This is a genomic window from Pseudomonas sp. P9_31 (assembly GCF_034008235.1).
Taxonomy (GTDB): domain Bacteria; phylum Pseudomonadota; class Gammaproteobacteria; order Pseudomonadales; family Pseudomonadaceae; genus Aquipseudomonas.
On the sequence record NZ_CP125375.1, the window covers coordinates 2,535,063 to 2,549,429 of the forward strand.

The following is a 14,367-nucleotide window of genomic DNA, read 5'->3' on the forward strand; positions in this document are numbered from 1 at the left end:
CTGAGCCCGGCGCAAAGACGTCTGTTTCTCGACGCCGTGAGCGAGCGCCTGAAAGCCCAGCGGGTGAAGATTGCGCGGCGCGAGAGAAGCGACCGCTTCAGCCTGTCATTTTCCCAGCGGCGCCTTTGGTATATCTACCAATTGAACCCTGCGAGCACGATGTACAACATGCCTGAGTGTGTGCGCCTGCGCGGTCCCTTGGATCTTGAAGTGTTTCAGGGCGCCTTCGAGGATGTCATCACCCGGCATGAAAGCTTGCGGGTGACCTTCCTCAACACGCTGGAAGGGCCGGTACAGATCGTGAACGAGCAGACGGATTGCGCGATCGAGGTCGTTGACCTGTCGAGTGTGAGTGACGAGCAGATGGAGGCCCGGGCTCGTGAGCTGCTGTTTGAAATATCCGACCGGCCTTTTGATCTGGGTCGCGGGCCGGTGGTGCGCCTGTCGCTGGTGAGAATGGCGCACGATCATCACTTCCTGTTGATCAATATGCACCACATCGTCAGTGATGGCTGGTCCATGGGCGTCTTCGCCCGGGATTTTTCCGCCTTCGTCGCGGCACGGGTGCTTGGCATGAAACCCGACCTGCCGCCACTTGAGGTCGGCTTCGGGGACTTTGTGGAGTGGCAGATAGGCCGCTTGAACGGCCCGGCAATGGACAAGCAAATGGCCTATTGGCGGCCACGGCTCAAGCAGGTTGAAGATCTGGTGCTGCCCTTCGATCGACTGCCGACGGCCTCGACCACCGAGCGGGGAGGGTTTGAATACATTCTTTTCGATCGCGTCCTGGCAGATGGCATCAATGCCTGCGCTCGGGAGTGCGGGGTGACCTTGTACATGATGTTGCTCGCGGCTTTTTGTGTCGCGCTGCATCGTCAATCGCTGCAAAGCAGCATCACGGTGGGGTCGCCCACTGCCAGCAGGGTGCGCGCAGAGACTGAAAACCTGATTGGCTTCTTTGCCAATACGCTGTTGATCACTTCCGCCGTGTGGCCGGACATGAGCTTTCGCGAAGTCGCACAGGGTGTTCGCGAGTCTGCGCTTGGAGCCTTCAATCACGATGAGATGCCCTTTGAAAAACTGGTGGAAACCCTGCATCCCGATCGCGACTCCTCTCGCAGTCCGCTGTTCCAGGTGATGTTCATCCTGCAAAACACGCAAAAACCGTCGCTCAACTTGCCAGGTCTGCTTATCGAGCCGTTCGCGGCCGGCAGCCTGTCGGTCAAGTTCGACATGCTGATCGAGTTTTATGAGTCGCCTGAAGGTATTACCGGCTGGCTCGGATATCGTCGCGATTTATTCGATGAACGAACCTGCAAGCGTTTTGCGGATAACTATCATCGCCTGCTCACTTCGATCATTACCGACCCCGATCAACTCGTCTCTGAACTCTCGATGGAGGTCGAGCCGATCGTCACGACATTCAACGATGATCTGGATGCAGAGTTTTAGGTCTCAGTCATTCGTTTGAGGGCACTTGCCGTATGTGTGGAATTGCTGGATTCATGGATTTATCCGGACAGGTCAGCGCCGACCCCGGTGTGCTGTCCAGGATGTTGCAGACATTGATTCATCGCGGGCCCGATGCGCAGGGGACCCTGGTGGAAGGAGGTCGGGCCATTGGTATGCGGCGCCTGTCGATCATCGACCCGGGAGGCAGCGAGCAACCACTCTATAACGAAGACCAGAGCCTGGCTCTGGTGGGTAACGGCGAAATTTACAACTATATCGAGCTGCGCGAACAGTTGACGGCTCGCGGTCATGTCTTCCGGACGAAAGGGGACATGGAGGTGGTCCTGCACCTGTTCGAGGAATTCGGCGCGGACATGACCGAGCACCTCAATGGCCAGTTTTCTCTGGCGCTGCTGGATCGTCGTAGTGGCCGGTTATGGTTGTTTCGGGACCCCATGGGCATCACCCCGCTGCATTACGCGGTCTTCGGCGACACATTGGTGTTTGCTTCCGAAATCAAGGCCATCCTGCAACACCCGGCTGCGCGTCGGGCGATCGATCCCATCGGTCTTGACCAGGTGTTGTGCTTTCCGGGGCTGGTGAGCCCCCGGACCCTGTTCAAGGATGTGCACAGCTTGCCGGCAGGGCACAGGCTGGTTGTCGACGGCACTCAGATCACGCAAGAAGCCTTTTGGGACATGGACTACCCGATGCAAGGTGCGGAGTCGCAGGTCATTGACGAAGGGGCCGTCGTCGAGCAGTTTCTCGGGCTGTTCGACGCGGCAGTCAAGCGTCGGCTGCGTGCGGACGTGCCAGTGGGCCTTTACCTCAGCGGCGGTCTTGATTCTTCTTTCCTGGCCGCCTCGGTAAAAGCCGTTGCCCCCGAGCATGAGCTGACCACCTTTTCCGTTGTCTTCCCCGAGAACAGGGCTATCAACGAGCGCGTCTATCAGACGTTGATGGTGCGCCAGCTGGGCAGTCGCCACATCGAAATCCCCTTCGAGCAGGAACGCATTGCCGATCTTCTGCATGATATGGTCTGGCACAGCGAATGCCCGGTGAAAGAGACCTATAACACCTGCACCATGGCCATGTCCGCGGCCGCTCGGGCTCATGGCATTCCTGTGGTGCTGGGCGGAGAGGGCGCGGACGAATTGCTGGCCGGCTACCCGGGCTATCGTTTCGACGCCTTCAGTCGGCAACGGGGTCTTGAAGAGCTGAGCCAGGAGGAGGCCTTTGCACGAGAGAGATTGTGGGGCAGCAGTGCCGTGCGCTACGAACGTCACTATGGCGGTTATCGTGACTTTCGCAGGCGTTTTCTATCGCGGGAACTGGAACAGAGCCTGCTCGCTGAAGATTGCCTGTCGAGGCCCGTTATCGACGTTTCCAAAGTGCTGGGACGTCATCCGGTCAACCAGCGTTCCTATCTCGATATCAAGCTCAGGCTGGCGGACCATCTGCTCGGCGATCACGGCGATCGCATGAACATGGTGTCCTCCATCGAGGGGCGCTTTCCATTCCTGGACCGTGATGTGGTCGATTTGTTGCGCCGGCTGCCACCGCACTTGAAGCTCAACGGGATGGACGAGAAATATCTGTTGAAACAAGCCGCTGTCGGGCGTGTGCCTCAAGCCATTATCAAGCGGGAGAAGTTTGGTTTCCGGGCACCCGGTTCCAGTTTTCTGCTCGCGCAAAACAAAGAGTGGATATACGACACGCTTTCGCCTGAGCGCATTGCCAGGGAAGGCTTTTTCGATCCCGCGGCGATCGCGGACGAACTGCAACGACAGAAGAACGCCCCCGTCGGCGCCAATCCCCATGCTGACGATGACATTTTGCTGTTTGCGCTGACATTCTCGATTTTGCTGGAGAAGTTCGACATCAAAGGGCTGTAGAGGAAGGGCACCGTCAGCCCTGACAGGTCGCCGCACGAAACTATCTGTACGAGGTGCGCTTGTTGGCTCCGCGCCGCCTTGAGTCATCACGTCAGGAGAGACATCCATGTATTTGAAGCCAGTTGTACAGACGCAGAAGGTTATGCGTCAGAGGCTGCAAGCTCGCCCGTCGCCTAGACCCCATCGACGATACATATCCGGCGCTCAATGATCGTCTGTTGAAGTCTGCTATCGAGGTTTCCTGGCCACGGCATTGACCGCCGCCGTCAGGGTGCTGTCTTGAGACCAGGTTGCAACAGACGGTAAGTCTGATGCTGACGAATTCAACTATTGACGCTGATATTTCCCGGATTATCCGGGAAATATCGGTCAAGGCGGACTGTGGGCGTCTAATAAATAGCGCTTATACATTTATCCGAAAAGGCGCGCTCTTTAATTGTTGTTATTTTGTAAATTCCTATTCTGACCAAGAATGCGCAAGTGCCCTTGAAAGTCTCTGTAATAGGGCGGGGCTTAATCGTCTGATGCCGCGCTCTTGTGTTCCGAGATGGTTTTTTTTCAGCGGGTTGCCGAGCGCAAACGTCAGGCTGGCGAGTACTTGAACGTGAGGAGAATTTCCCCGGGTCGAGTCTTGATTTGGACTTTTTTCGTGGAGAAATAGGCGGCTAGAAGCTGCTAAGCCTTGAAATAGACAGGTGGCTGTTTACAAATGATTTTTTTGTCTACAGCAAATAATTCGCATTCCAGGTGTTTGACAGAATTGGATCCATTGTCTACAACCTAGCAGGCGAGATATCCCGCACGTTGTTTCAAGCCTCATGTCCTGCATTGAATTTTGTACAGAATTACTTGGACGAGGTCTGCTCTGTATTTAACTTTCGTTTCAACGCCGTCTCAAACCATTGAGGAGAGACAACTATGCATTTGAAATCAGTCATACAAGCGCAAGAGAGTAATACGTCAGAAGTTTCAAACTCCCCCGTTGCTTATCGTGCTGCCTGTTTGCGACAAAACGCTGCCCGTCAGAAAGAGGGGCATGATCTTTCGGAGCAGGATTTCAGCGGTGCGGATTTATCCCGTCTGCGTCTGCGTTCGAGTGATCTGAGTGGCAGCAAACTCTCGCAGGCCAATCTGTCCGAGGGTCGTTTCGAGTTGAGCGTTTTCGCCAGTGCCGATCTCTCCGAGGCCGATCTATCGAAGGCGGTATTGCGTGGTAGCAGTTTCGAAGGTGCGACATTGTCGGGCTCCAAGCTCAATGGTGCGGTCTTTGAAGATGCCCGACTCAATGCGGCCCTGATGTCCGGCGTGAGTGCTCAACAGGCCTCTTTCCGCCGTTCTTCGGCAGCCGGAAGCGATCTGTCTTATGCGGATCTCTCCGGGGCGGATTTCTCTGACGCTTCGCTGGCTTCGGCCGATCTCAATCATGCCTCTCTGGTGGGCGGCAATTTTTGCCGTACCAACCTTGAGTGCGCGGACTTGCGCAGCACTGACCTGACCAAGGCTTTCTTGGGCCAGGCCGTGATGATTGGCGCCAACCTGTCCGGTGCTGACTTGAGCGGTGCAGATCTGCGTTTTGCCAACCTGCGTGGCGCCGACCTGCGTGGTGCCAATCTGGGCGACGCCATCCTGGCAGAGGCTTGCCTTGATGGCGCTGATCTGCGTGGTGCGCAATGGGCCGGTGCAATGTTCGCCGGTGCCGGTGTGAAGGGGGCTCAACTCGATGAGCTGCTGGTACAGCACCTGACTCTGGGTGTGGTCGAAGGCAGCCAGTCCGCAAGCGTCATGAGTCTGTTCAACAATTCCATCGTAGCGAAAGACGGTGGCGGTGGCGGTGGCGGCAACGCCTGATAGCTGCTTGGTGGTTTAAAGCCTAAACGCCGTCCGGCTTCTGATGAGGCCGGGCGGGGTCCGCACCACGTAGACATCTGTTTTTGCAATGAGTCGTCGCAGTGAGCAGTTATCCGATAGAGCGGGTCATGACTTCTGAAGGGTTTTTTGCTGATTTCTGTTTCTGACAGGGGTCATCTGAGATAACTCGCAGCAGACGCTTCGGGTGTTTGAAACGGAATTCGGAATATGGAGCGAACATTGCCCACCAGTCTTGCGCAAGTCCTGGCTCGTCACGCCTGTTCAGTGCCTGATCAGGTGGCGTTTCGCTTTTTGAATACACAAGGTGTCGAGGTCGACAGCCCGACCTACAGGGTGCTGGCCCGGCAGGTCTGCGAGATGGCTGGTGGGCTGCTGGCTCGGGGCTTACTGCCGGGCCAGCCGATTGTTCTGGCATGCGGCAATCCGGCCCAGTTCATTCGTGGCTTTCTGGCCATCGTGCACGCTGGCGGCATTGCCGTGCCTGTTCCGGTCAATGGTCGCCGTCGAGGCCGCTTGGAGCATGTACTGGCCGACTGTCAGCCTTTTGCGCTATTGCTCAGCGACACCAGCAGCGTCGCCCGGCATCACGACACACGGACCACGGCAATGCTGATCGCGGTTGATGAACTGGTTGGCGCGCCCGTGCCGCCTTTCACCGCGAGCGCGCAGGATGTCTGTTTTATCCAGTACACCTCCGGTTCGACGAGTGCTCCCAAAGGCGTTGTGGTGACGCACAGGCAGCTGGCGGCCAACTCAGAGATGATCGCTTCCGTATTCGGGCATGACAGCAGCACCCGATTCGCCAGCTGGTTGCCGTTGTTCCATGACATGGGGCTGGTGGGCGCGGCCTTGCACCCGTTGCTGATTGGGGCGCAGGCCGTCTTGATGCCCACCGAGGCATTTCAGGATCGGCCGGAAAGATGGCTGAAAATGATCTCGGATTATCGCGCCCATACCAGCGGTGCTCCGGACTTTGCCTATCGGATTTGCGCCACCATTGACGATCCGCAACGGCTTCAAGGGATCGATCTGTCTTCCTGGCGCGTGGCATACAACGGCGCTGAACCGGTGAGAGCCGCCACCCTGGAGCGTTTTGCCGCGACCATGGCGGGCTATGGCTTCGATCCTGACGCCTGGTTGCCCTGTTATGGCCTCGCGGAGACCACCTTGCTCAGCGCCGGTCACAGGCAGCAATCACGGGTGAAGGCCTCACGTTTTTGCCGTGTTGCGCTGGAAGGCGGGCAAGCCCGCGACCCGGTGGCCGGACTGCCGGTTACCGCCTTGATCAGCAGCGGAGCGGTGGCCCCGGGGGCGGATATCCGGATCGTCGATCCGAACGACCTGGCGCCGTTGGCCGAAGGGCGCATCGGCGAGATCTGGGTCGCGGGCGAACATGTCGCGAGCCGCTACTGGGGGGCCAGCAACGATGCTTTCGGGGCACACCTGGCGGGCGATCCGGACGTACCGTATCTGCGCACCGGCGACCTTGGCTTCTTGTCCAAGGATGAGCTCTACGTCACGGGCCGTCTCAAGGACATGATGATCATCGCGGGGCGCAACATCTATCCGGGAGATATCGAAGACGTCGCTCGCGACGCGCACCCGCTCTTGGCCGAGACGCGAGTGGTCGCGGTGGCCCTTACGAGCGAGCAGTTTCGCCTGTGCATGGGGCATGTCTCTCATCAGGCATTGGATACCGAGCAGCTGGTGCTGATTGTGGAGCTGCCACTGCTCGCGCCGGAGATTGCGCCAGAGAGTTTGGCTCAAGCCATTGCCCAAGCCTGTGAGCACCCGCTGGGGGCGATCGTTTGGGTGGCCAGGGCGGATATCAGTGTCACCACCAGCGGCAAGATTCAACGCGCCGAAGCCCTGCGCAAAATGCTTGCGAACGAATACCGGGTGCGTGCGGTCTGGCTCTCGCCCGCCGTGGGTGACAGCCTGGATGCCGCGCTGGCCCATCTGGCCCAGACCCTCGGTGCCAGGGGGACGCAAGGCATGGTCATGGGGGCCATGGCAGAGCTGTGTGCCATTGCCGCCAGTTTGCCGACTCGTCCCGAGGCGGACTTGCCGCTGCTGGCACTTGGATTGAACTCCCTGGCAGCCACGCAACTGTTTGCCAGAATGGCCCAGGCGACCGGTATCCGGATTTCGCTGGCCCCGTTGTACGACGGATGGAGCCTGGCCGAGTTCAGCGCCTGGTTACGCAAACAGCAGCCCCCCACACCGTCACCGACATGCGCGACGGATGTCGCACTACTCGCCGGGCAACGTTCGATCCTGCAGCGCCGAGTAGAGCGGGGCGATGGTGCTTATGCACTCGCCCTGGCGGTGAGTGGCCCGGTGCAGGCGATCGATCATCTGACAGCGCTCGCCGTCGAGTTGCCCAACCAATTGCGTGCGTTGGGTTTGCGGGTCGATGCAACACCCGCGGGGCCGCAGGTAGTCTTTGTCGATACGCTGGCGCCTGTTCCGGTTACGAGTATCGCCGGGCCGGCAGATGTTGACGGGCATGCCTCGTTGCTGCACCGATGCTGTGCCGAGTCCTTTGACCTCACGCAAGGTCCTTTGCAACTGGTGCGGATCCACGCTGAGGATGAGGCTGTCGACACCCTGTTGGTGAGGGTGCATCACATCGCGGTCGACTTCTGGAGCATGCTTTGGATCGCGCGTTATCTGCTGCAGCCGTCCAGTCGTAACCCGGCACCGCGCCAGCCCGCGGCGGCGCCAGTCGCCGAGGCCGATCTGGCGTACTGGCGTAGCGATCTGGCGACGCTCAATCCGACCCAGCTGCCACGGGACTGCGGCACAGCGCAGCCGACGCTCCCTCATTGCATCCCGTTCACCTTGACCCAAGCGGTTTTCAACCGTTTGGGCCAGGCCACCGGGCAGACCCCGTTTGTGTCATTGCTGACCTGCGTGTTCGCAGTATTGGGGCGCTGGACTGGGAACTGGGACGCGGTCATCGGTGTGCCTGTCAGCGATGACCCGGGAGCTCGGCAAGGCTACGGCATCAGGGTGGCGCCGATCAGGGCTGAACTCGCGCCAGCTCAGTCCTTTATCGACGCAGCCGGCCGCGTCGGTCACAAGGTCGGTCGGGCCTTCGTGCATGGCAGTGTTTCGCTCGAGCAGATCGGTTCCCAATGGCGTCAGGAACGCTCCGATGTGGGGTCGTTGTTTGAGGTCGCGGCGGTGCATGTGGCCGCTGTCGCGGATGTGCCGGAGCAGTGGGGGCGACTGATTTTGCGTGATGAGCGCAGTCAGGTGCAGGTGGGCGAGTTGACGCTGTCGTCCAATGGCATGGGACCCTATACCTTGGAACAGCCCATTGAAATTATCAGCTGCGAAACGGCCGCTGGAGTAGAGGGCGTGGTCCGGGTCGACGCCTCGTGCTTTAGCGCGGCGACCGCGAGACGGATTGCCCAATGCCTTGAGCGGATGAGCATCGCGGCGGCAGAGAGCCCAATGGCGTCGTTGCAGGCATTGGTTGATCACGACGCCGATTGGGGATGGCAAACCGCGCCACGGATCAGTAAAGCTCCTCACGCCTTGCCGGCGATGATCCGCGAATGGGTAGCGTCCCGCCCCAATTCGCTGGCGATTCAAACAGCCGATGAAACACTGAGTTATCGACAACTCGACGAGTACAGCGACCGGGTTGCCCGGCAGATTCTGCAGCGGGCCACGCCGACGGTGATAGCGGTACGCAGCGGCAGCCCGATCGAATGGCTGGTCGGTTTGGTGGCGGGGCTGAAAACCGGTGCGGCGATCATGCCGCTCGACAGTGGTCTGCCGGTCAAGCGCCAGCAGGCCCTGTTGGCGCTCAGCGCCAGCGACGTGCTGCTCGAGAGCCAGTCCAGCGGTGCGGTGCCGTTGTGCGTCGATGACTTGGCCAGCCTGACATCGTCTCGCCAGGCAACAGCGGATTCGCTTGAGCACGTGGCTTTGCCCGAGGTCTCGGTGGACAGCGGCGCTTACCTGATCTTCACCTCGGGGTCGACCGGGCAACCCAAGGGCGTTCGGCAGTTGCACACGACGTTCAGCCATTTTCTGGAGTGGCAGGTCAGCGCCCTGGACATGGTGCCCGGCGCCCGGGTGGCTCAGATCGCAGCGCCGGGGTTCGATGTGGCCTTATGCGAGATTTTTGGCGCGCTGTGCCACGGGGCAACGCTGGTGCTGCCGGATCGGGCTGCGGACCTGGCCCCCGGGCGGCTGTTGCAATGGCTCGATGAAGTGGCGGTGACCACCTTGCAGATCACACCCAGCCTGTTAGGCGAGGCGCTGCGTGGCTCCGCCAGTTGGCCTCGCGCCTTGAAAACCCTGGCAACGGTAGGCGAGCCGCTGTCCCTTGCGCTGGCCGCCGAGCTGCTCAAGCGCGGCGGACCTGACTTGAAATTGATCAATATCTATGGGCCCACGGAAACCGTTGCGGCCTGTTGGCACCGGGTCACGAGCGCGGATCTGCAGCGCTTGCGCATTCCGGTCGGCCGCCCGATTGCCGGGAGAACGGTCGAAGTCCGTGATTCGGCGGGTCAGCCTGTTCCTGTCGGAGTTCAAGGAGAAATCTATCTGCGCACGGCAGACATGAGCAATGGTTATGCAGGCGCTATTGGCGAGGGTGGTTTCGTCCTGCTGCCGTCGCACGCCGCTGATGGCCGTGGGCTCTATCGCACGGGCGATGTTGGACGCTGGACCGCGGACGCGGTGCTCGAGGTACTCGGGCGCCAGGACAATCAGATCAAGCTCAATGGGGTACGCATCGAGCTGGAGGAGGTGGAAAGTGCGCTGGTTCTGCATCCCGCCGTGTATGCCGCTGTCGCCGCCTTGCGCCAGGTCGACGGGAGCGCCCGGCTGGTTGCCCACGTTGAGGCTCACGAGGATGTGGATCCCCTGGCAGTGCGGCGCTTCGTTCTCAATCACCTGCCCTTGACTGCGGTGCCGTCGTTGATCGTCGTCGTTTCCCATCTGCCGCGTACGAGTAACGGCAAGCTCGATCGTCGTGCGCTGGCCTCTTGCGAACTCCCGTCGCCGCAAGCAGCGGTCGGGGACGCCTGCTCAGCGCCGGATCTTCTGCTCCTGCAGGGGACGATTGCCGCGTTGTGGCACGAGGTATTGCCGCACGAGGAAGTCCCAGGGGCGCATACGGATTTTTTTGGATTGGGCGGGCATTCGATCCACGCGATGCAAATGCTCAATTTGCTCAAGACCAGAACCGGGATCGCCATCGGTCTGGCGCAGTTTCTTGCAGAACCCACGGTTTCAGCACTTGCCAGTCTTGTGCATAGCCACTTAACGCCTACACGCCAAGCCGAGGTCAACTGATGTCACAAGCCCGCCCGATAGTCATCGATGCCAACTTTCTAAGCCCTGAGGACTTGGTGGCTGCCGCACGCAGTGGTTGTAGTTTGCGACTGGATTCAAGCGTGGTCGACAACATTGATCGTGCCCACCGCTTTGTGTTGGAGATAGCAGGGTCCGATGCTCTGCACTACGGGATCAATACCGGCTTTGGTTCGTTGTGCACGACTCATATCGACTCCGCCGACCTGTCCACGTTGCAGCACAACTTGCTCAAGTCTCACGCCTGTGGGGTAGGGCCGGCGGTTCCCGAGGAGGTCAGTCGCTTGGTCACCCTGATCAAGTTGCTGACGTTTCGCACGGGCAACAGCGGTGTGAGCCTGTCGACGGTCAATCGGATCGTCGATCTCTGGAACCACGGTGTCGTAGGTGCCATTGCACAGAAAGGGACGGTCGGTGCCAGTGGCGATCTGGCTCCCTTGGCCCACTTGTTCTTGCCTCTGATCGGTCTGGGAGAGGTCTGGCATCGAGGGGTGCTGCGCCCTTCGAGCGAGGTCCTGCGCGAGATCGGCCTGCCGCCCTTGACGTTGCAACCTAAGGACGGCCTCTGTCTGACAAATGGCGTGCAGTACCTCAATGCGTTGGGGGCGTTGGCCACGGTTCGGGCCAAACGCCTGGTGGCGCTGGCCGATCTGTGTGCGGCCATGAGCATGATGGGGTTCAGCGCGGCTCGCAGCTTCATCGATCCGCAGATTCATAAGACCTGTCTGCATCCGGAGCGCTCGCAGGTGGCGCGGCATATCCGCACGCTGACCCAGGGCAGCAACCATGCGGATCTGGCGCATTGCAACCCGGCGATGGAGGATCCGTACTCCTTCCGCTGTGCGCCCCAGGTGCATGGTGCGGCGCGGCAGGTGGTCGGTTATCTGGAGACGGTCATCGGCAACGAATGCAACAGTGTTTCAGATAATCCATTGGTGTTTCCAGAGACCCGGCAAATTCTCACCTGCGGCAATCTGCACGGACAGTCGACGGCGTTCGCACTGGACTTCGCGGCCATCGGGATCAGCGACCTGTCCGGCATTTCGGAGCGTCGGACTTACCAGTTGCTTTCCGGCCAAAATGGCTTGCCGGGCTTTCTGGTCGCCAAGCCGGGGCTCAACTCGGGCTTCATGGTTGTCCAGTACACCAGTGCCGCGTTGCTCAATGAAAACAAGGTGCTTTCCAATCCGGCGTCGGTCGATACGATTCCTACCTGTCACTTGCAGGAGGACCATGTGAGCATGGGCGGAACCTCGGCCTACAAGCTCGAAACCATCCTCGACAACTGTGAAACCATCCTCGCCATCGAACTGATGACGGCATGTCAGGCCATCGACATGAATCCCGGCTTGCAACTGTCCGAGCGCGGGCGGGCGATTTATGCAGCGGTGCGCGAGGAGATCCCGTTCGTCACCGAGGATCAACTGATGGCGGACCTCATCAGCAAGTCTCGACGTCTGTGCCAGCACTCGACGGTGATCGCCGGGCAACTGGCCGAGATGCAGCTGCAATGAGCGAGGCCCACGAAGCGCAGGTATTGCAGGAGCGGGGGCCGGCCAGTTCAGTGCAAGAGGGGCTCTGGGTCGTGCAGTCGATCGGACGTGCCGGTAAGGCCTACCAGGAAGCGCTGGCACTGAAGCTGAACGGCACGCTGGATATCCCGCGTCTGGAACGTGCGCTGGATCTGCTGGTGCAACGTCATCCGGGCTTGCGCACCTGCTTTGTCGCCGTTGCGCAGGGGCTTGAGCAACAGGTGTTGGCCATGAGCGGGCCGCGGCTGCAGGTTGAGTCGGTTGCCCCCGAGCAATTGCACGACTGGATGCAACGGCAACAGCAGTTGCCCTTCGACCTGTCTGCCGCGCCATTGTTTCGCGTTCGCCTGGCCCACCTGGGGCCGAACCGGCATGTGCTGCTGATCGTCGCCCATCACCTGATTGTCGATGGCTGGTCGCTGGGGGTGTTCGAACATGACCTGTCCGCGCTCTACGCGGCAGGAGCCTCGGCCCCCTTGCCTGAGTTGAACGCCTCGCCCATCAGTCATGCGCGTGCCGAAAGAGCACGGGTGGGTACGGCTGCGTGGGACGATGCGCAGCGCTTCTGGTCCCTGCAACTGGCGGGCAGCCCCCAGGTGACCAGTCAGAGCGGACCTCGATCGCTGACACAGGCATTGCAACTGGATGGCCAGACGACCAAGGCGCTGCTGTCGGTTGCGCGGGCTCTGAAGGTCTCACCGTTCGCGTTGGGGTTCAGCGCATTCGCGGCATCCATGGCCACCCTCACGGGGCGCGACGACCTAGTGCTGGCGACGGACTTCAGCGGTCGCACCGAGCCGGCCTATGAGCCGGTCATTGGCATGTTCGTCAATCAGATTCCATTGCGCTGGCGAATGAACCCGGGTCTGAACGGTGTGAGCGCCGTGCAGCAGGCCCACCGTTTGAGCCTTGATGTGCTGGCGCACGCGCACCTGCCTTACCCGTTGATTGTCGAAGCCAGCCAGCAGCCGGGTGGCCAGCTCTTTGAAGGTAAATTTGTCTTGCACAATATGCCGCGTCATCCCCTGCACCTGGAGGGGCTGGATGTCGAGGTGGCCGGGGTCCAGGGCACTGATCCGAAGTTCCCGGTATTGCTGGAGTTGTGGGAGCAGGGTGAGGGGTTGTGCGGGAGCGTCACCATCGACCCGAGTCGCAGCAGGCTGGCTCCAGCACTCCTGGCCCAGCGTTTTTGCTCAATGCTGGATGGCATTCTCCGCTCGCCCGAAGCCCCTCTGGAGACGGTCCAGCCAACGGCGTCGCCCCCCACATTCGTGCCGTCGCGTCGGCGTGTCGATATGACTGCCGACCCGGTCAGTGTCACGTCGTCCCCGGCAGCCCCGCGTCCCACGCTGGTCGAGTGCCGGTCCGCAGATGTGGACCTGGCCCAGTGGGTGCACAGGGAGCGCATGGCGCTTGAGGCTCATCTGATTCGCAGCGGTGCCGTTCTGTTTCGGGGGTTCAACCTTGGCGGCAGCGGGATGTTCGCGCAGGTGGTGCAGCAGCTGGGCGGCGAACCATTGCCCTACCTGCAGCGCTCGACGCCCAGGACCGAAGTGGCGGCTGGTGTTTATACCTCCACCGAGTACCCGTCGGACCAGCCAATTTTTTTTCACAACGAAAACGCCTATGCCACGAGCTGGCCAGCACGTGTGTTTTTTTTCTGTGAAACCCCACCGCTCAAGGGTGGACGAACTCCGCTGGCCAACTGTCGGGCGGTTCTGGCCCTCTTGCCCGAGTCGATCCGCGGTGCTTTTGAACGGCATGGGGTGATTTATCGCCGGCGGTTTCGACCCGGGCTTGGATTGAGTTGGCAGCAGGCGTTCGCGGTCGATGACCTGGACACCTTGCACAGTCGATACGCAGCGCAAGGCTATAGGTTCTCCAAGGGCGCGCAGGATGAGTTGGTCGCCGATCTGGCGGTGCCCGCGGTGGTGATCCATCCCGATACCGGTGAGGCCGTCTGGTTCAATCACGCCGCGCTCTTTCACCCCGCGGCCTTGTCCGAAGCCTTGGGCGAGGTGGCGGCTGAGCTTGATGTGTCCCAGCTGCAGGCGGTGGAAACCTTGCTGGGGAACGGGCAGCCGATACCGGCCCAATGGATTGCCGAGATACGCCGCGCATACCTCGCGGCGTCGTTCTCCTTCGACTGGCAGAAGGATGACCTGTTGATGCTGGACAACCGTTTGACTGCTCATGGGCGGGAGCCTTTTACCGCGCCGCGCCGAATACTCGTGGCGATGACGCAAGCGCAGCGACACGAACCATTGCCGAAGGAGTTTTAA

Annotated in this window: 6 protein-coding genes; all 6 read left to right on the forward strand. The window is 60.4% G+C overall.

Annotated features, from left to right (window positions below; translation table 11 throughout):
* Positions 1-36 precede the first annotated feature (36 nt).
* The 6 genes from QMK51_RS11450 to QMK51_RS11475 all read left to right on the forward strand — a co-directional run bounded on the left by QMK51_RS11450 (position 37) and on the right by QMK51_RS11475 (position 14,367).
* Complete coding sequence (locus QMK51_RS11450) at positions 37-1,452, forward strand: condensation domain-containing protein (protein ID WP_258700197.1); 1,416 nt, start codon at positions 37-39, stop codon at positions 1,450-1,452.
* Positions 1,453-1,484: 32 nt separating this feature from the next.
* On the forward strand, positions 1,485-3,347 hold the full coding sequence (asnB, locus tag QMK51_RS11455; RefSeq protein ID WP_320394101.1) for an asparagine synthase (glutamine-hydrolyzing): 1,863 nt from the start codon (positions 1,485-1,487) through the stop codon (positions 3,345-3,347).
* 1,002 nt (positions 3,348-4,349) lie between these two features.
* Entirely contained in the window at positions 4,350-5,195 is an 846-nt protein-coding gene (locus tag QMK51_RS11460) for a pentapeptide repeat-containing protein (RefSeq protein ID WP_320394102.1), read from the forward strand.
* 240 nt (positions 5,196-5,435) lie between these two features.
* A complete protein-coding gene (locus QMK51_RS11465; protein ID WP_320394103.1) occupies positions 5,436-10,535 on the forward strand; it encodes an AMP-binding protein in 5,100 nt (1,699 codons plus the stop codon).
* Positions 10,535-12,067, forward strand: a complete 1,533-nt coding sequence (locus QMK51_RS11470) for an HAL/PAL/TAL family ammonia-lyase (protein WP_258700201.1) — start codon at positions 10,535-10,537, stop codon at positions 12,065-12,067. The genes QMK51_RS11465 and QMK51_RS11470 overlap by 1 nt, the downstream gene beginning before the upstream one ends.
* Positions 12,064-14,367: a condensation domain-containing protein gene (locus tag QMK51_RS11475; RefSeq protein WP_320394104.1), complete on the forward strand. Its 2,304-nt coding sequence runs from the start codon at positions 12,064-12,066 to the stop codon at positions 14,365-14,367. Before QMK51_RS11470 ends, QMK51_RS11475 begins: the two co-directional genes overlap by 4 nt.

Excerpts from the sequence above, each read along its gene's own strand:
- asnB (WP_320394101.1), top strand. The coding sequence starts at position 1,485 with ATGTGTGGAATTGCTGGATTCATGGATTTATCCGGACAGGTCAGCGCC.
- QMK51_RS11470 (WP_258700201.1), top strand. The coding sequence starts at position 10,535 with ATGTCACAAGCCCGCCCGATAGTCATCGATGCCAACTTTCTAAGCCCT.
- QMK51_RS11475 (WP_320394104.1), top strand. The coding sequence starts at position 12,064 with ATGAGCGAGGCCCACGAAGCGCAGGTATTGCAGGAGCGGGGGCCGGCC.